The following is an 18,969-nucleotide window of genomic DNA, read 5'->3' on the forward strand; positions in this document are numbered from 1 at the left end:
TATGACCGGTCACAATTCCAAGATAGAACTCCTGTTCAGACCCGAGCAGCGCCGCCGCTTGTCGACTGCCGAGAAGTTTGACAGCGTTGGGAGACGTATGAGGCGAACGCGACGATCAGCATCGTTGCACAGTGTCATGGTATCCAACCGAACCACGTCAATCGCGTTTGACTACTATCATCTCATCCTCATCATATTGTCCGCCGAACTGATCGGCCTCCATTAAATCGGGCAATTCGGAACCGGAATTTTCCGACATCGGCGCACAAAGAACTAGAATTCCTTTTATCTATTAAATCTATAGACAATTATAACCCCAGTTGTTGCTGCCTTGCCGATATCGGGCAGTCAAAGGTGTTTTGAGAAAACAGGATGGGATCATGAGTGGTAGAATCGTCGGTATTTCGAGGCGCGGCAGTGTTGGCGCCGCTGTGGTGGCTTTCTTTCTGACCATGGCCGCCAACGGTGCCTGGGCAGGTGCCGATGCTGCGAAGCCGGTCGATGGCGGCGTCTTGAAGGTCGGGCTGGGAACGGATACGGCGATCATCGACCCGTCGATTACCGGCAGTTCGATTACGGCTGTGATCACTCGAAACCTCGTCGATTCCCTGGTGGGTCAGGCTCCGGACAACAGCTTCTCCCCGTGGCTCGCCGAGCGCTGGGAAATCAATGGCGATAATACAGTCTATACATTTCATTTGCGCCAGGGCGTGACGTTCAGCGACGGCACGCCGCTCGATGCCGCGGCGGTCAAATATAATTTCGATCGTATTCTCGATCCCAAGACGACCTCCAGCTATGCGAAGTCGCTGCTCGGGCCTATCGATAAGATCGAGGCCCCGGATACGCAAACGCTTGTCATACGCTACCGCCAGTCCTTCGCGCCGTTATTGCAGGGCCTGAGCTTGCCCTATCTCGGAATTCAGTCGCCGGCCTATCTGCAGAAGGCGGCGAGCACTACCAATACGGTCGTCGGCTCCGGTCCCTATGTTCTCGACAGTTTCGTCCAAGGCAGCGGCAGCAAGCTCAGCCGGCGCGCCGACTACAACTGGGGGCCGGGCTATGCGATCCACACCGGGCCGGCGCATTTCAATGAAATTGATTTCAAATACTTGCCGGAAGCATCGGTTCGTCTAGGCGCATTGGCGAGCGGCCAAGTCCAGGCCATCGACGCCGTTCCTCCCGCCAATTTCCGATCCGTGCAAGGCAACGGCACTTTGCAGGTGGTAACGAAAGAGAATCCGGGCGTCAGTAGCTCCTTTCTCCTCAACACATCGAAGGGGCCTTTCACGGACATCAAGGTTCGCCAGGCTTTTCAGAGTGCGGTGAACGTGGCTTCCGTTGTGAAGGCTGCCTATTTCGGTACCCTGAAACCGGCTGACAACATCGTCGGGCCCTCGACGCTCTATTACGATCCCGGCGTCAAGACGAAGTGGGGCTTCGACGTCGCCAAGGCAAACCGGTTACTCGATGAAGCCGGTTGGACTGAGAAGGATGCCGATGGCATTCGCCAAAAGGGGGGCCAGCGCCTGACGGTTCACTATGTCTATGACAGCGCGCAAGTCGGTGACTCCGATATCACGCTCGCCCAGGCGGCGCAGTACCAGGTGCGTCAGGCTGGTTTCGATCTTCAGCTCGATCCGGTTGATGCCGGCGGCTTTACCAGCCGCACTAATGCCAACGATTACGATCTGGTCTCGCTCTACTACGTGCGCGCCGAGCCCGACATCCTGCGCACCGTATTCCATTCCGCTTATGCGCCGCCCAACGGCGCCAATTATGCTCGCATCAACAGTCTTGATGAGAAGCTGAGCAAGGCGATCGGGGCAACCGATGCAGAGCGGAAACGGCTCTATGCCGAGATCCAGGCGGAGATTATCGATCAGGCCTACGCGGTGCCGCGCTATATCCCTGCCTATCAGCTCGGCGCTTCCAAGAAACTGCTTGGCATTAGCTGGGCGACCAACGCCAAACCGAATTTCTACGATGCCTGGCTCAACCCGTAATCTGATCCGTGCCGGCACGAGGCGGCTGGGTGTGATCGTTGCCGTGCTGTGGGGCGCGGCGACGATTGCGTTCATCGCCGTCAAGCTGATCCCCGGCGATCCCGTCTCGATCCTGGCCGGCGGTGAGAACGTTGTGGACGGGGCTGAGCGCGCCGCCTTGGTGCATCAGTACGGATTGGATCAGCCGCTGGCGCTTCAATATCTGCGCTATCTCGGCGATGCGCTGCTCGGCAATTTCGGCCAAAGCTATCAATATCGGCAGCCCGTCATCGAGGTGATATGGGAAGCCGTCGGCCCGACACTGCAGCTAGCAGGCAGCGCCGTCGTTGTCGCGCTGTTTCTGGCGATCATCATCGCGCTGACGACCGCCGGACGCCAGCGAGGGCTTGCGGCAACGCTTTCCGGCATCGAGCTGGTGGTGTTGAGCACGCCGGTCTACTGGATCGGCATCGTGCTTCTGTCAGTTTTCAGTTTTCAACTGCAGTGGTTCCCGGTGACGGGCAATGACGGGCTTTCCGCCCTCGTGCTGCCGGCGATTGCCCTTAGCCTGCCTCTGGCTGCGCTGCTGAGCCAGGTACTGCGCGACGGGCTGGAAGAGGCCCTATCCCAGCCATTCGCGCTTACGGTGCGCGCTCGCGGCGTCGGGGAGACCCTGCTGCGATTTCGCCATGGGCTGCGTCACGCCGCACTTGCCGCATCGACTTTGACCGGCACGCTTCTCGCCAGCGCGCTCGGCGGCTCCATCCTTACGGAAACGGTGTTCGGCCGGTCCGGCATCGGCCAGATCACATTACAGGCAATCAAGACTCGCGACATGCCGCTGGTATTGGGCTTGGTGATGCTTTCGGCAGCGGTCTTCGCCGTCATCAACCTCCTAGTCGACGCCCTTTATCTCCTGATCGATCCTCGTCTCAGGAGAACGGTACAATGAGCAGCGCGGAATTGTTCGATGCCGCGCTGCGTCGGCGCGGAAATGGTGGGGGTTATGCCAATCCCTGGTTGGCACCTGGCTTATTCGTTCCGCTTCTTATCGTGGTGGTTCTGGCCTTCGCGGTCGCCGCGCCGCAATGGTTTACTGCTTTCGATCCGGAAGCGGTGGATACGGATGCCATATTGCTGCCCCCTGATCTCAGACATTGGTTCGGCACCGACGAGCTCGGGCGCGACCTGTTGTCCCGCGTCGTCCACGGAACATCGCTGTCGCTGGCAATCGGCATCGGGGCCACCCTGATCGCCACCGTAGGTGGCATCCTGCTCGGCACGGCGGCCGCACTTGCTCCGAAGGCGATCGGCCGCCTTCTCGTCCGGGGGATCGATATTCTGCTCGCATTTCCGGAAATGCTGCTGGCGCTGCTTGTCATCGCCGTGCTCGGGCGCGGGCCGTTGAACACGCTGCTTGCCGTCGGGCTTTCCAGCATCGCTTCCTATGCGCGGCTGGTGCGTTCGCAGGTGCTGCAGGTAAAGCTCTCTGGGTATGTCGAGCATGCCGTCACGCTCGGCGAACGTCCCTGGACGATCATTATCCGCCACATCATTCCGAACACGGTTCGCCCCCTGCTGATCCTGGCGACGATAGGGGTGGGGAGTTCCGTTCTCTCCGCATCGGCACTGAGTTTCCTCGGCCTCGGCGTTGTGCCGCCGGCACCGGAATGGGGGGCGCTGCTCGCAAACGGCCGCAACTTCCTTGATGTCGCCCCCTGGACCAGCTTGCTGCCTGCCACGGTGGTCGCCATCTCCGTGATCTCGCTCACTGTTCTCGGCCGCCGGCTGCAGACCTTGTTGTCCAAGGGGGAGATGCCTTGAACCTGAACACCATTCTACCGAGCCGTTCCACGACCGTCCCTTCGGGCAATCCGATATTACTGCAGGTGAAGGGGCTTAGCGTCGCTTTTCCGACGCCGCGCGGCCGTGTTGAGGCTGTCAACGACCTTTCGTTTCAGATCGCGGCCGGGGAAATCCTGGCGCTCGTCGGAGAATCCGGCTCGGGAAAATCGGTGACGGCGCGTACGCTTGTCGGCCTTGCCGGATCACGGGCCGACGTCCGGGCGGAAGCGATGACGCTTGCGGGTCGTGACGGGCGAATGCTCGATCTACTGAGCCTCTCGGAGCGATCCTGGCGCCGGCTGCGCGGGCGGGAAATCGGCTTCATACTGCAGGATGCGCTGGTCTCGCTTGATCCCTTGTGCACGATCGGCCGCGAGGTCGCCGAACCGATCCTGGCGCATCGTCTGCTGCCCCGCTCGCAGGCGGCGCGACGTGTTGAAGAACTGCTTGGTGAGGTCGGCATTCCCGACCCCGATCATCGCGCCGCCCAATATCCCCATGAACTGTCGGGCGGATTACGTCAAAGAGCGCTGATCGCTTCGGCGCTTGCCGCGCAGCCACGCTTGTTGATCGCCGATGAACCGACCACCGCCCTCGATGTCACTGTTCAGCGACGGGTTCTCAGCGTCTTCAAGGAATTGGCGCGTGCCGGTCATGCCGTTCTCCTCATCACTCATGATCTCGCCGTGGCGATGCAACTCGCCGACCGGGTGGTCGTCATGCAGAATGGTCGCCTAGTGGAAGCCGGTCAGGCGCGCAGGGTGCTGTCCGTGCCGCAGCACGAGTATACGCGTCGGCTGCTTGCCGCTGTGCCGACCGCGGCAACCCGTGGCCGGTGGCTGAGCAGTGCCGAAGGCGCGCCAATACGCCGCCGAGTTGTGGAATCGGGAGGACTGTTGCTCGAGATCCGCGATGTCTCCGTGAGCTTCAAGCGCCCCGACGGCAGCCGCTTCGACGCGGTTAAAAAGGTTTCGCTTGAGGTCGGGCGCGGCGAGACACTTGGAATCGTCGGCGAGTCGGGTTCTGGCAAGACGACACTCGGCAAGGTCGCTTTAGCGCTGCGGCGCCCGGATAGCGGCGAGGTGCATTTCGAAGGCAGATCTTGGAGCGAAGTTGCCGAATCAGAGCGACGGCCGCTGCGTCGCCTTATTCAGACCATCAGCCAGGATCCCCTCGGCTCTTTCGATCCCCGTTTCACGGTGGAGCGCCTTTTAGAGCAGCCGCTGCGGCTGCGCGATGATCTCGATCGGGCAGCGCGCAAGCGGACAATAGCCGAGCTGGTTGAACGAGTTGGCCTGTCGTCGGAGCTTCTCGCGCGGCGGCCAAACACGCTTTCCGGCGGCCAGCGGCAGCGCGTCTCCATCGCCCAGGCGCTGGCGGCGGAACCGAAACTCCTGATCTGCGACGAACCGGTATCGGCGCTCGACGTGACAACGCAGGCCCAAGTCCTGGATCTGCTAGTCGATCTCCAGAGCCGGCTGGGACTGTCGATGATTTTCATCTCACACGATCTCGGCGTGGTTCAGCACATGAGCCATCGTATCGCCGTCATGAAGGATGGCGCGATCGTTGAAACAGGGCCGGTCGAGCAGCTCTTCGAGCGCCCTCGGCACACTTATACGCGCGATCTGATCGCGTCCGTGCCGAAGCTTTCTGCCGAAAGACATTCTTTGCTTCCAGCGAAGATTGGATAATCCGCCGTTCGGATCGGCCTGGTGTCGCAGATCCCATCGCCGATTTCTGAAACACGCCTTTGTGGCTATCGAAAGCCCGCGCGGCATGTGCGATCGGCTCGGGTAATAAATTCGATGGGGTTCTCTAGGAAAGCTCATCCCCGATGCCGGTACGTCTGGAACCGCGGATGAGTGTGAGCCGAAATCATATTCCCAGATCAGGCGCGTTTTGCCGAGCTGAAGGTCCCGTTCGAGGCTGTGTAAGGCGGAAGCTCCAAATTCGAGCGAAAATCGTCCCCGACATAGTCTGTGTCGATGAGCGCACGCCTCCGCAATTCCGGCAATAGCCCGTTCACAAGCAGGTCCTCCTGATCGGGATTGCCAAAGCCATGTAGAGACAGGACATCCAGAACGCCTGCGCGGAAACGCTCCTCGATCGCGTCGGCCAATTGCTCCGGTGTGCCGGCAACGGACCAGTGTCCAGTTTCCTGGGCCTGGATGATAAGTTCTCGCAAAGTCAGCCCTTCACGGGCATAACGCCGGAAAATCTCCACTCGGCCCCGCCGGCGATTGATACTGGTGACTTCCGGCAGCAGGGTTTCCGGCAAGGGCTTGTCCAGCGGCAAGTCGGAAAGATCAAGGTTTCCACCAAGCATGTCGGCTAGCTTGAGGCGCCCCTGTTCGTAATCGATCCGCTCGTGCTTTTCCTTCAGGCGCCTTGCGACGTCTGCGTCAGAGTCGCCGATGACTGAATGGAAGGAATTCATGATGAAGGGCAGGGCGCCCGCACGTCCGAAACTCGTTGCCCGCTTTCGTAACTCCGTCGCAAAAGCGATGGCGTCCTCGAGTTTGGGCTGAGAGGTATAAACCACCTCGGCATATCGTGCACCAACGCTCACCCCTGCCTCGGACTGTCCGGCCTGAAATTGAACAGGGCGACCCTGTGGCAAAGGCGGCACGTTCAGAGGACCTTCGACTTTAAAGTGTTTGCCGCGGTAGTCGATCGAATGAAATTTCGTCGGATCGATGCCAATCGCGCCGGATGCCTTGCGCTCGGCCGCGTTGCGTTCGTTGGCATCATAAAGCGCATTGACGATTTCGATAAACTCGGCAGCCCGCTCGTAACGCTCCTCCGGACTTGGCAGTGTCTCGCCGAAATTCTCTTCGCCGACCGAGGAGGTCACGGCATTCCAGCCAGCGCGTCCGCCGCTCGTATGGTCCAGCGTGCCAATCTGGCGGGCCAGATTGTAAGGATAATGGAAGGTGGTGGAGACCGTGGCGATCAGACCGATCTGAGAGGTCACCTGGCTCAAGGCGGCAAGCGCAACGATCGGTTCCTGTATCCCTGCGGTTCCCGCAAGCCCCGCGGGGTCGATGTGGAGAAGATCCGCGGTAAACAGCCCGGTGATCTTTTCTGCTTCGGCCTTGCGAGCGAGCTCGACGGCGCGCTTTATGCCTGTGACCGGATTTGTGTCGTTGCCGGCTGAAATGACGCTGCCTGCTCCGGTCAGGGTTTTCAGGCGTCGGGTGCGATTGTTGGTCATGGCGAATTTCCTTGATGGTTCGAAAGCATGCCTCGGATCGCGCCTCTCAGGTCAAAGCCGGAACCGCCTCCAGCAGAGCGCGCGTGTAATTGTGACGCGGACTGGCGAAGACATCTTCCACCGCGCCTGCTTCGACGATCCGGCCCTCCTTCATCACGAGAACACGATCGGTCAGGTGATGGACGACGCCAAGATCGTGAGAGATGAATAGGAGCGAGGTTCCGGATGCGGCCTGAAGTTCGGCCAGCAGATCCAGCACCTGCGCCTGCACAGATACGTCGAGCGCACTGACCGGCTCGTCGGCTACAAGAAGCCGCGGACGCGGCGCAAAGGCGCGCGCGATGGCGACACGCTGGCGCTGGCCGCCGGAAAGCTCGCGCGGATGACGCTTCAGGAGCGCCTCGCCGAGACGGACCGCGTCCAGCACTTCAAGCACGCGCTGGCGGCGTGCGGCGCCAAAGACGCCGACGCTATCGAGGCTTTCGCCGACGATTCTTTCAACCGTATAGCGGGGATCGAAGGAACTGAGGGCATCCTGTGCGATCAGTTGCATGCTTGCGCGCCTGTGACGGCGTTCTTTCTCGGGGACCCTACTCCAGCGCTCGCCGTCGAGGTAGACCGTTCCGCTATCTGGTTCCGCCAGGCCAAGAACGATTTTCGCAACGGTCGTCTTGCCGGAGCCGGACTCACCAACGATGCCGAGGGCTTCGCCTGCAGCAAGATCGAAGGATACATCGTTGACGACAAAAATACCGCCCGATCCGCCGTAGCGTTTAATGAGGTTGCGAGCCGACAGAATGTGGACCTGATGATCGATCGACTTTGTCGGCAGGGGAATCCTGGAGCGGTCACCAGTCTGGGAGTGCTGCTGCGCTGGTGTCGCCCGCAAATTCGCTGCTGTCGCTGGAGATAAACGGAATCCCCTTGAGCTGGCGGATGGCACGGCATCCAGCAATTGCTGCGTATAGGGATGTTTAGGTCGTCTTAGTATCTGTTCCGCCGGACCTGCCTCGACGATCCGTCCGCTGTTCATGACAAGCACACGATCGGCAAGATGGGAGACGACGGCGAGATCATGACTGATCAGGAGGAGCGTATGGCCGGCCTTTCGACGTTCGGCCAGCAAATCGAGTATCTGTTTCTGAACGGTCGCATCCAGCGCGGTCGTTGGCTCGTCGGCAATCAACAGTGACGGTCCACGGGCTATAGCCGTTGCGATGAGGGCACGCTGGCGCAAGCCGCCAGAGAGCTGGTGCGGATATTGCGGCAGCCGGCGATCTGGATCGGGGATGCCGACCGACTGCAGTAGGAGGCGGCTGTCTTCGTGTCGATTGGGTCGGCGAAAAAGGCCGCGTCCGCCAAAGGCGTCCGACAATTGCTGCGAAATTCGTCTCAACGGATCGAGAGAGACCAGCGCATCCTGAAGAACGAAGCCAATCTTTTCACCGCGAAGTCGCTGCCATTGCCTATCATCGAAGTCGCGGACATCGCTTCCGTCTATATCGAAGCGATCCGCGCCAACGACTGCGCCCACACCGACCAGGCCGATGATCGAGCGCGCCGTCACCGATTTGCCTGAGCCGGATTCTCCGACAAGGGCGACGGCTTCGCCCCTGTTGATCCTCAGGTCGATCCCATGGACGACCCTGTTGTCGCGGCCATCCCGAGGAAACCCGATTGTGAGATTGCGAATGTCGAGCACGGTGGTCACGATAGCCTCCTGCCTTCGAACGCCAGTTGCCAGCGTTTTCCAAGCACGCTTATGGAGATGACCGTCAGCGTGATGGTAAGACCGGGCCAGACGCCGATCCACCACGCCACGCGGAGATAATTGCGTGCCTCCGCCAGCATCGCTCCCCACTCCGGGGCAGGAGGCTGTGGCCCCATACCGAGAAAGCTCAGGCCCGCTGCCTGAATGATCGTCGTGCCGAGCCCTATCGTTGCCAGAATGGGAACCTGGGCCAATGCATGCGGGAGAATATGGCGGATCACCAGCACGCTGCGTATCAGCCCGAAGGTTCTCGCCTGTTCGACGTAACCGCTTTTGGCGATCACGAAGGTTTGCGCGCGCACGACCCTTGCGAAACGCGGCACGGAGGCGACACCGAGCGCGAAGATGAGATTGACCGTGCCAGGCCCGGTGAACGAGATCAGGACGAGAGCGAGCAGCAGGTCCGGGAACGACGAAATCACATCCAGAAAGCGCGAGATGGCTTCATCCAGAAGGCCTCTGGCCAGGCCGGACAGAAGCCCAAGAAAAGCCCCGACGATTGCGGCAATGGTAACGGCGCTGACGCCGATCAAAATGGAGTAGCGCGCTCCGTAAACCACGCGCGAGAAGACATCTCTTCCCAGATGATCCGTGCCGAACCAATGTTCGGCCGATGGCGGCAACTGGGATTGCAAAGGGTCGGCGGCAATCGGATTGGCGGCAGTCAGAATTTGCGGCCAGATGGTGGCGACCGCCACGAGCAGCAGGAAAATGATGGAAAGGTTGAGCCCGGGATTTGCGAACCGCGTGTGAAGCCTCAGATGGCGCCGATCGGTTTCTTGCTGTGGAGAGGAAGAGACACTCAATGGCCCGCCTCCACGTTATCATTACGAAGACGAGGGTCGAGCAGCAGATACAGCACGTCGACCAGCGTGCTGAGGACGACATAGATGAAGGCCGAGAGGATGGCGACCGCAAGCACGACGGGCAGGTCGTGCGCCAGAACGGCGTCGACCGTGATACGACCCAATCCGGGCCTGCCGAATACAGCTTCCGTGATGACCGCGCCCGATAGCAGATTGCCGACGAGCCAGCCGGCGAGCGTCACGGCGGGAAGTGCTGCGTGACGCAGGCCGTGGCGTAGCCTCAAGACGAAATCGCCGACACCCCAGCTCCGGACCGTCAGAACGAAGGGTTCTTCCAGGGCACGCTCAAGTCCCTCGCGCAGCACCTGTCCGACGACGGCGCCGAGCGACAGACCAAGCGACAGGGCCGGCAGGACCAGCGCTGAAAACGTCCGATCGCCAGCGACCGGAAAGAGCTTCAGCGTGAAGGAAAAGACGAACAGCAGCAGAATGCCGAGCCAGAAGGAGGGCGTCGAGATGAGGATAAGTTCAAGACTGCCTGCGATGCTGTGGGGCAGCCGTTTGCCGGCGGTCAAAAGAGCACTGGCAACGGCGAACACCACCGCCACGACGAGGGCCGCCGCGGTCAACTTGAGCGTCGGCAGCATCTGTGAGAGCACGAGACCGGAAACATCCGTCTGCAGGATGTAGGAACGTCCGAAATCGCCATGCAGAACACGCAGCAGATAGGTCAGGTATTGCGTCAGTAGCGGCTTGTCCAATCCCCATTCAATGCGAATGGCGGCCTCCACTTCAGGTGTCCGCAATTGCTCACCGATCAGCAGGTTGACAATGTCGCCCGGCGCGAGATGCAGGCTGATGAAGCTCAGCGTTATCGCGGCCCACAGGACCGCGATGGCCGACCCGATGCGGACCAGGATCTGTGATGCAAGGCCGTTGCGCGTCAACCGGCGTCGACGCGACAGCCAGGCCGAAGGGGTCTGGTCGAAGGCCGTCGTATCGTCAGCACTCATGATCGATCGCTCCTGCATTGTCCTCGACTGCTTGCGCCGCCGAGGACGGGTTGACGGGACGGTTTATTCGCTGCGCCAGATGTCGTAGGCGCTCTCCGGCAATTGCTTGAAGGGCCGGAAGCTGATGCCCTTCACATAGCTTGCCGCCGCGACCTGATCCTCCGGTTCGTAAAGCGGCAGGGCATAGGCCTGGTCGAGAACCGCGAAACGCTGCAGCTTCGAGTACAGATCGAAGCGCTTCTTCTGGTCCAGCGTCGAAGCGGCCTCATTCAGCCACTGCGACAGTTCGGGCGCGAAGGCGCGGCTGTAATTGATGCTGCCGCCCTTATCGAGAGGCAGATAGTGATACTCGATGTCGATCGCATCCGTCGGCGTATTGGAGTTGGCGATTGAGCCGAATTGCCCGGTCTTGCGTCGATCGGTATAGGTGCCCGCGTCCACGAAGACGATCTTGAGATCGATGCCGGCGTTCTGTCGCGCCTGTGCCTGCAGGGCCTGCAGCAGCACGTCACGCTGATCGCGCACGGTCGCCTGTGCCTGGATGACTTCGATGGTCAGCCGCTTGCCGTCCTTGGTGCGAAAGCCGTCCGCGTCGCGAGCTGTCCAGCCTGCTTCGTCGAGCAATGTGTTGGCGAGTTTCGGGTCGGGACCGTAGCTTGCCTCGATGCTCTTGTCATAGAATTGTGGGTCGATCGGCGATGTTATGCCCCATGCGCGAGTACGTTCGCCGCGATAGACCGCTTTCAGAACCGCATCGACGTCGATGGCGGCGATCAGGGCCTTGCGCACCTTGATATCTTCGGTCGGTCCCCAGGTGACATTGAGGAAAAGCGAATAGGGCGTGCCAGTATTGAGCGCCGTCTGATAACTGAAATCCGGATTGTCCTTGAAGAGGCTGGCATCGTTGCCGGCGATCCCCTCGATCACGTAGACCTGTCCGGACGAAAGCGCTCCCGTTCGCACGGAGGATTCGGACAGGAAACGATAGGTCACCTCATCCAGATAGGCTGGTCCCTGATGAGCGGCCGTCTTGGGCGCCCAGTGGTAGGCTGAATTCCTGACGAACTGGATGTCTTGTCCCTTGGCATAGCGCTTCAAGATGAAGGGACCGGTTCCCGCGATCTCGGGTCCACCGGATTTTAGTTGCGTCGATGCAAAGGCCGACGGCGAAAGAAGTTCCAGGTTCGCTGCATAATCGAGGAAGGGTGCATAGACCTGGTTCAAGGTGAAGGAGACGGTGTAGTCGTCCAAGGCTTTCGCCTCGACGATGCGGGAGACCGGACCCGCGCTCACGCTGCCGCTATAAGCCGGATCCTTGAGCTTGGTGAAATTGGTGATGACGGCCTGGGCATCGAATTTCTGACCGTCGGTGAAGGTCACATCATCGCGAAGCTTGAATGTATACGTCTTGCCGTCGTCGGAGATATTATATTCAGTTGCCAGCCAAGGAACGTAGCCGCCATCTGCGCTGCGCGCCAGCAGCGACTCATAGGCATTGCGCAACAGCAGCTTGGTCTTGTCCTGGCCGTTGAGCTGCGGATTGAGCGTGGCCGGTTCCGTCTCGACGCCCCACGTCAGTTTGCCGCCACTGATCGGCGTGCCATCCGCAGCAATAGAAAGGCCAGGCAGCGCAGAGGTTGCGAGCATGGCGGCGGTCAGGCCCAGAAAATGTCTGCGAATAAGCATTGATGGATGTCTCCTTGTGAAAAATCTGTGAGAGGCCGAGCCAGTCAGGCCGCGACGGCCCCGCGTGCGCCCGCCAGGAGCTCGATGGTGTTTAGACGATGAGCACCCTCGGAAAGTGGGCAGTCGATGACGAATTCATCGATGCCGAATCTCCTGTGCAGGCGCTGCAGCTCCGTATGGACGTCGGTGGGCGTTCCGCGGATGACGCGCGGGCTTCTCTCCTCGATTCGATAGTCGGTTGCGCCCGCCTGGCGGACATATTCCAGAGCCTGTTCACGGCTGCCGACATTGACCCCTTGTCCATCCTTGATCTCAAGGCGGAAGCGGCGCGTGTCGCCCAAAAGGCTTTCAGCGAGCGAGGTTGTCTGAGCCGTCACGACACTGACCGCAAGCAGCACCGTACCGCCACCCGCCTGCAGATAGGCCGAAAGCGATTGCGAAATCGCGTCATCATCACCGTGGATGTGGCCCGCGTAGACATAGTTCCAGCCTAGATGAGCGGCTAATTTCGCGCTTTCCGGACTTGCTCCGAGCAGGAAGCGACCTGGCGGCAGGTCGGGCGCGGGAAAGGCGGCTAGGTCCTCAGTGGTGCGTTCATTATCTTGTTCATGGCGCAAGAAGCCATCCAGCTCGGCCAACTGCGCTTCGAACGATGGTTTGCGCGTGGGATCATAGGCTTTCTGAAGAGCAGCGGTCGAAAGCGGCAAGCCGCCCGGCGCTTTTCCGACGCCAAGATCGACGCGTCCTGGTGCGAGAGCCGAAAGGAGATTGAAGTTTTCCGCAACCTTGTATGCGCTGTAGTGTTGGAGCATCACGCCGCCGGAGCCAATATGGATGCGGTGCGTATGCGCCAGCAGAAAACCGATCAATACTTCGGGGGAAGAGCTTGCGAGTTTGGCGGAGTTATGGTGCTCCGCTACCCAGAAGCGCCGGTAGCCCAGCTCTTCGGCGCGTTTGGCGAGCGCCAAACTGCGCTGCAATGCTTGCGATGCACGCTCGGGCCCATCAATCGGACTCTTGTCGAGAAAACTCAAGGTGTAAGACATCCGTCCTCTTGGCGGTTGGCGGCAATATCAATCTTGTTAATCTATATTTTTAATGTACTACTAAATCGAGCAATGATGTTTCAATCGTCGACTGCACAATAAAAGATCATGCCGTGCGAAGCCCTCCGGCAATCATGCATCCTAAGAGCGTGAAGCACTGAGCGGCATCGAGAGAGCGACGGGACGGATATCCCGATTATGCGCTATCTCCGGACAGCCTTCAGGTACCATTTGGAGGCGTTCCTATGACCGATATCATTGTCCGTTCTTCTCTTCTGGAGCCGGCAGTTCAGCCGCTGATCGAAGGGCTGGTGAGCGAATATGACGGCAGGTACGGCGCCGCGAGCCGACCGGGTGGCGCGCGCATGGAAATCCTGCGCTACCCCGTCGCGTTGTTTTCTCCGCCGCTCGGCGATTTTCTCCTGCTGCAACGCGACGGCGAAACGATCGCCGGCGGTGCCTTCATGAGCCACGATGACGAAACGGCTGAGTTCAAGCGCATATGGACACATCCGGCGCTACGCCGTCAGGGGCTCGGTCGGCGAATCGTAATTGCGCTTGAGGAAAGCGCCGCGGAACTCGGCTACACCCGCGCCTATCTGACGACCGGTTTCCGCCAGCCGGAGGCTGTCGCGCTCTATGTTTCGCTCGGCTATCGCCCGCTTTTCGATGTGACTGCGGATCCCGTCTATTATCGCTCCCTGCCGTTTGAAAAGCTGATCGGCGCAAAGGCAGGCAAGATCGGTTCGACACCGATCTATCCGCCTGCAGCCTCTTTCGAGGAGGCGACGGCGCGCGTGTCGGCGCTGAAAGCCACACAGGAACAGAAGATCACCGCGCGTCTGGCGGCGTACGAGACCTCCGCTGCCTGAGGCTTCCGAAAACCAGAGATGCGATCGCCTCATCCAAAGCGAAGCGCCGGGACGATAGTTTGGCTTTAGATCGTGACAAGACAGGAGCTTACATGACCACCAATGCAAATGGCCTGACTGTCGGCGTCGGGTTTGATGTCGCCGCACGTTCCGGCAACAGGCGCGAAGACCAGCGCGATCATTGGCAAGCTCTCATCGCGCAGATAGACGAGGCTGTCGATTTTGTGACGCTCGATGATGGATTCGCACGCGCCGAGGGCGATGGTCTGGATGCCGTGCTGCTTGCCAATTGGCTTGCGCCGCTCAGCCGCAATATCGGCATCATCGCCGGCGCACCCGTCAGTTTCCTGGAACCATTTCACGTCTCGACCGCGATCGCGACCTTGGACTTCGTCAGCGGCGGCAGGGCAGGGTTGCTTGTGCAGCAATATCGTGGAGCCCAGGCAGCACAAGCCAAGCATGCGCTCGGCGAACTTGATGGCTTCCCGCCGGCGCAAGCCACGGCTCTGGATCAGGACATACGCGATGCGATCGAGGTCATCCGGCTTCTATGGGATAGTTGGGAAGATGGAACGATCATCCGCGACAAGGAGAGCCAGCGCTTTCTCGATGGCTCCAAGCTGCATTACGTCAATTTCAAAGGGACGGGATTCGATATTCTCGGCCCCTCCATTACCCCTCGGCCGCCGCAAGGTCAGCCTGTGATTGCTGTGACCTATCGCCAGGACGAAGATCTTCTCGCCGCGACGGCGGCTGATATCGTCTTTCTGCGCCTGGAGGCAGCGAGCATCGGAGACGCGGCTGAAAAGATCCGCAGCTTTGCCAGCAGCAAGACAAGAGCCTTTATTGTCGACGTCACCCTTGAGGCCGCGAGGCAAACAACTGCTGAACTGGTGGCGCAATTCGCCGGGCTGGCCCGATCGGGCATCAACGGTATTCGCCTGTTGCTCGCCGATCCGGCAGAGCAAGTGGCTTATCTCGGCAGCGAGCTTTTGCCTGCATTGAGAGCGGCCTTTCCAGTCCGTGCCGCAGCCGGCGGCTCGCTTCGAGATCGGTTTGGCCTGCCCCTAGCGGCCAATCGGTTTACGGCGGCGGCGTGAGTTTCAAGGGAGCAGTCCATGGCTAAAAAGCAGGTCATTCTCGGCGCGCAGTTTCCGGGCGTCAACAATTTCACCGTCTGGAGCGATCCGGCGGCAGGAAGCCAGATCGAATTTTCGTCGTTCCGACATTTCGCCGAAACCGTGGAGCGCGGCAAATTCGATTTCATCTTCCTGGCCGAGGGGCTGCGCATCCGCGAGCAGAAAGACCGATTTCATGAGCTGGACGTTGCCGGCCGACCGAATACGCTGGCGATTCTGACAGCTCTTGCATCCATTACCGAGCATGTCGGCTTGATCGGTACCCTGACGACGACCTTCAACGAACCTTACGCGCTCGCCCGCCAATTGGCGACGCTCGATATATTGTCCGGCGGCCGGGCTGGCTGGAACGTTGTCACCTCGCCGGGCGCCTTTACCGGCGCGAACTTCCGCCGCGGCGATCACCTGCCGCATGGCGAACGCTACGAACGCGCGCGCGAGTTCATCGAAGCGGCATGGGCGATATGGAGGGGTGGCGAGTTTTCGGTCCGCTCCAAACACTTCGACATCTCCGGATGGTCTGGGCTGGCGCCCTTGCCGCAAGGCGCGCCAGTGATCGCCCAGGCCGGAGATTCGGACGAGGGTAGGGAATTGGCGGCCAGTCACGCGGACCTCATCTATTCCCGGCATGGCTCGCTCGAGGCGGGACAGGCCTTCTACGCGGACGTGAAAAAGCGGCTGGCGAAATACGGCCGCAGCGCGGACGCTCTCAAAATCCTCCCCGGGGCTCACTTCGTAATCGGTGATACGAAGAAGGATGCGGAGGAAAAACTGAACGCGATCCGCCTCCAGCAGGTCAGCCCGAAGAATGCGATCGTGTTTCTGGAACAAGTCTGGAACCGCGACCTATCGAGCTACGATCCGGAAGGGCCGTTGCCGGAGATCGAACCCGATGTTTCCGATTCGCGCCTCGCCCAGGGGCGAGCGAGCAATCAGGATATCAAGAGCCGGTTGGAGACGGCGCGCCTTTGGCGTGAAATTGCCGATCGTGATCGTCTTAGCATTCGCCAGTTGGCCATTCGTGTCACTGCGCGCCAGCATTTTGTCGGAACACCGGATGGTATTGCGGACGAGATCAATCGCCATGTGCAGGCAGACGCGGCCGATGGATTCGTCTTTGCGCCTCATTTGACCCCCGGCGGCTTTGACGAATTCGTGGAAAAAGTCGTGCCGCTTTTGCAGGAGCGGGGGGTCTATCGTACCGAGTACGGAGAAGAGACGCTCCGGGGCAAGCTTGGTTTGCCTAAACAGTTGCCAGCGGCTGCCTCATCAGGCTTGGCGGCAGTGCTATGAACGATGGCGCTCTCGCAGACGCTTGCCGGGTAGCCTTGAGTCGTCCGCATCACAGAGGGTTTCAGCGGGCAAACTCGGCGGGGAGTCGAACATTGGCTAGCCATGGGCGGAGGTAGGCGGGTGGTTCGACGACGCGCCGAAGTCGTGGCAGGCCAATCCCAGATGGATCTGACGGATGAATTGGTAACTCTAAGCTTGCGAGACGAGATCGACCCAGGCCCTGACCCGCTGCGCATACCGATCACGGATGGGGAACTGGAAGCAATCGCCGAGCGGCTGGACCAGGAATCGCAAGGCGATGCGCTTTGGGTATTCGCCTACGGCTCGCTGATCTGGAAGCCTGATTTCGATGCAGTGGAAGCACGTGTCGGAACAGTCAAGGGTTGGCATCGCTCGTTCTGTCTTCGCATGACGCGATGGCGAGGATCGCTGACGCAGCCGGGGCTCATGCTTGCATTGAAGCGAGGTGGGTACTGCAAGGCCGTCGCATTCAGATTGGATGACGGTGATCGCCTGGGTCAGATCCGACGCATGCTTCGCCGTGAAATCGGCACCCTCGAAGACTCGTCCACCATAAGGTGGATCCGCGTACAGACCGAGCAAGGTCCTGTGCGTGCTTTGGTCTTCTGGGCGGATCCAAAGGGAGGGCATGTTGCTTCCAAACTGTCACTGGAGGCGGTAGCAGGCATATTGGCAAGGGCGTGCGGTGCCAGAGGGTCATGTGCCGAATATCTCTATTTGACGGTCAAACATCTCGAGGCCTGGGGGATTCGGGACCTCAACCTGTGGAGACTTCAGAAGCTCGTTGCCAGTGAGCTTAGGGCTATCCACGAATTGGAAAGCGTGACAGACCATGTCCGCCTCGTGAGTGGGAGCGCATAGGACGAAGTTAGCACCCCCGTGACGGAACCCTCCCATATTGGATCGGAGATTCGCATGCCCTAGATCAGACGAACGGGGGCATCGGCAATTCTCCCGCCCGTCCGAAAGCGTAGAGGACAAGCGATGATCTATGATGCCGTTGTTGTGGGCTCTGGCTTTTCCGCTATCGCCACAGTCTGCAACCTCGGCGAGCTGCTCCCGGAAACAGCATCCATCGCCATTGTCGGCGACGATCCCGGATTTGGGCGCGGAACGGCTTATCGCACCGAGCTTTATCTACATCGCTTGAATGTGCCTGCCGGACGTATGAGCCTCTTTCCGGACCGTCCGGATGCGTTTGTCGAATGGCTGCGTGAGCATAAGCGGCCATTGCATGGGGGAGACTTCGCTTCCATACAGGATTATGGACTATATATACGCGACAGCTTAGCCGCCCTTCTGCGCAACGGGAAGCGCCGCTGCCGGGTTGATTTCATCAAGGCAAAGGCTAGCGGATGTGTTGAGCGGTACAGTGCCGCGCTCGGTTTTTTCTAGACAACGGCGATGAGATTGCCGGCCGAAGCTTCGTCCTTTGTCTTGGCGTCGGAAATGCCAAATTACCGTTCGATCAGTCGCTGGCGCAGGGTCATGGATGGCTTACGCCCGCAGGCTCTGTGGTTGAGATTGCCGGACACTGAGCGCCGCCGCTTTCTACGCCATGTGTTGCCCTGGTGGAACATCCACCGTCACAGATCGTTCGGCATGAGCGCCTGGGATAAGGCCGTTCCCTCGGCTCGATGGCGTTGCCGCTTGCGGGCATGAGCGACCAGCCCGTGCCGGTCGAGAACGGCATGCACCGTGCTTTTGGCGGGCACACGTATATCGCCGGCAAGCTTCCTGACCAATAACTCGCGGATCTTACGCGCACCCCAATGCGGCTTGTCCTTCTTGAGCCGCACGATCATCGCCTCGACCGGCTCGGGCAACTGATTGGCATAGCGCACCGGCCGACGTGATCGATCCGTCAGGGCCTCCAACCCCTCGTCCTTGTAACGGTTGAAGATCTTGTAACCGGTCTTGCGCGAGATGCCGAACGCACGGCACACATCGCTCATGCCTTCGCCCTCAAGCAGACGGGCGACAAATCGAAGACGTTCCTCCATAACCGAAGTCTCTCTCCACGGCATCAACACCTCCCGCCAAAGCGAAAAGTGTCACCCATGTCTCCGGTACAAAACGTCACCTATCTCTCAGGTCGGGCATCTAAGATGCATCACCCGAGTAATGCTTAGGTTTTGTATGTGGCAGCCGCCATGTTGCATGCGACTTACTGACCAAAGTATAAACCAAGATATTGGCAAATGGCCCGATTTGTCGCTTCAGAAGCGCTACTCGTCTATCAGGCCATCAAACGCTTCCAACATCGATGCGCAGA

Annotated in this window: 14 protein-coding genes and 3 pseudogenes; 10 read left to right on the forward strand and 7 right to left on the reverse strand. The window is 59.9% G+C overall.

The annotated features are described in order from the left end of the window. Position 1 precedes the first annotated feature (1 nt). The 5 genes and pseudogenes from ACXHXG_RS15035 to ACXHXG_RS15055 all read left to right on the forward strand — a co-directional run. Positions 2–159, forward strand: a pseudogene (locus ACXHXG_RS15035) (transposase); the annotation flags it as partial. A gap of 221 nt (positions 160–380) precedes the next feature. Then, positions 381–2,006: an ABC transporter substrate-binding protein gene (locus ACXHXG_RS15040; RefSeq protein WP_457899781.1), complete on the forward strand. Its 1,626-nt coding sequence runs from the start codon at positions 381–383 to the stop codon at positions 2,004–2,006. Continuing rightward, positions 1,987–2,937 (forward strand): ABC transporter permease, encoded by a 951-nt coding sequence (locus ACXHXG_RS15045; protein WP_457899782.1) that lies wholly within the window; start codon positions 1,987–1,989, stop codon positions 2,935–2,937. Before ACXHXG_RS15040 ends, ACXHXG_RS15045 begins: the two co-directional genes overlap by 20 nt. After that, entirely contained in the window at positions 2,934–3,809 is an 876-nt protein-coding gene (locus ACXHXG_RS15050) for an ABC transporter permease (RefSeq protein ID WP_457899783.1), read from the forward strand. Before ACXHXG_RS15045 ends, ACXHXG_RS15050 begins: the two co-directional genes overlap by 4 nt. Beyond that, a complete protein-coding gene (locus tag ACXHXG_RS15055) occupies positions 3,806–5,524 on the forward strand; it encodes a dipeptide ABC transporter ATP-binding protein (protein WP_457899784.1) in 1,719 nt (572 codons plus the stop codon). The genes ACXHXG_RS15050 and ACXHXG_RS15055 overlap by 4 nt, the downstream gene beginning before the upstream one ends. A 197-nt stretch (positions 5,525–5,721) precedes the next feature. On the opposite strand, the gene ACXHXG_RS15060 is transcribed toward ACXHXG_RS15055, so the two are convergent. The 6 genes from ACXHXG_RS15060 to ACXHXG_RS15085 form a co-directional block, all read right to left on the reverse strand. Further along, positions 5,722–7,047: an NtaA/DmoA family FMN-dependent monooxygenase gene (locus ACXHXG_RS15060; protein ID WP_457899785.1), complete on the reverse strand. Its 1,326-nt coding sequence runs from the start codon at positions 7,045–7,047 to the stop codon at positions 5,722–5,724. Positions 7,048–7,093: 46 nt separating this feature from the next. Beyond that, positions 7,094–8,758: a dipeptide ABC transporter ATP-binding protein gene (locus ACXHXG_RS15065; RefSeq protein WP_457899786.1), complete on the reverse strand. Its 1,665-nt coding sequence runs from the start codon at positions 8,756–8,758 to the stop codon at positions 7,094–7,096. After that, a complete protein-coding gene (locus ACXHXG_RS15070; protein ID WP_457900012.1) occupies positions 8,755–9,579 on the reverse strand; it encodes an ABC transporter permease in 825 nt (274 codons plus the stop codon). The genes ACXHXG_RS15065 and ACXHXG_RS15070 overlap by 4 nt, the downstream gene beginning before the upstream one ends. A gap of 41 nt (positions 9,580–9,620) precedes the next feature. Further along, positions 9,621–10,637, reverse strand: a complete 1,017-nt coding sequence (locus ACXHXG_RS15075) for an ABC transporter permease (protein ID WP_457899787.1) — start codon at positions 10,635–10,637, stop codon at positions 9,621–9,623. Between the two features lie 63 nt (positions 10,638–10,700). Then, complete coding sequence (locus tag ACXHXG_RS15080) at positions 10,701–12,323, reverse strand: ABC transporter substrate-binding protein (RefSeq protein WP_457899788.1); 1,623 nt, start codon at positions 12,321–12,323, stop codon at positions 10,701–10,703. Between the two features lie 44 nt (positions 12,324–12,367). Further along, positions 12,368–13,369, reverse strand: coding sequence for an MsnO8 family LLM class oxidoreductase (locus tag ACXHXG_RS15085; RefSeq protein ID WP_457899789.1), 1,002 nt, complete (start codon positions 13,367–13,369; stop codon positions 12,368–12,370). 245 nt (positions 13,370–13,614) lie between these two features. Between ACXHXG_RS15085 and ACXHXG_RS15090 the strand changes: the two genes are divergently transcribed. The 5 genes and pseudogenes from ACXHXG_RS15090 to ACXHXG_RS15110 form a co-directional block, all read left to right on the forward strand. After that, on the forward strand, positions 13,615–14,241 hold the full coding sequence (locus ACXHXG_RS15090) for a GNAT family N-acetyltransferase (RefSeq protein WP_457899790.1): 627 nt from the start codon (positions 13,615–13,617) through the stop codon (positions 14,239–14,241). Positions 14,242–14,333: 92 nt separating this feature from the next. Next, the gene (locus tag ACXHXG_RS15095) at positions 14,334–15,341 is read left to right on the forward strand and encodes an LLM class flavin-dependent oxidoreductase (RefSeq protein ID WP_457899791.1); all 1,008 of its coding nucleotides are present in this window, start codon (positions 14,334–14,336) and stop codon (positions 15,339–15,341) included. Between the two features lie 18 nt (positions 15,342–15,359). Next, complete coding sequence (locus ACXHXG_RS15100) at positions 15,360–16,673, forward strand: LLM class flavin-dependent oxidoreductase (protein ID WP_457899792.1); 1,314 nt, start codon at positions 15,360–15,362, stop codon at positions 16,671–16,673. Positions 16,674–16,835: 162 nt separating this feature from the next. After that, positions 16,836–17,555 carry a gamma-glutamylcyclotransferase gene (locus ACXHXG_RS15105; protein ID WP_457899793.1) on the forward strand — a complete coding sequence of 240 codons (720 nt, stop codon included), beginning with the start codon at positions 16,836–16,838 and terminating at the stop codon, positions 17,553–17,555. Positions 17,556–17,678: 123 nt separating this feature from the next. Beyond that, a pseudogene (locus ACXHXG_RS15110) lies at positions 17,679–18,287 on the forward strand (FAD/NAD(P)-binding protein); the annotation flags it as partial. Here ACXHXG_RS15110 and ACXHXG_RS15115 read toward each other — a convergent pair. Beyond that, positions 18,284–18,721 (reverse strand): annotated as a pseudogene (locus ACXHXG_RS15115) (helix-turn-helix domain-containing protein); the annotation flags it as partial. The pseudogenes ACXHXG_RS15110 and ACXHXG_RS15115 sit on opposite strands and share 4 nt — an antisense overlap. Positions 18,722–18,969: the final 248 nt, after the last annotated feature.

It is taken from the genome of Rhizobium sp. LEGMi-198b (assembly GCF_054114205.1).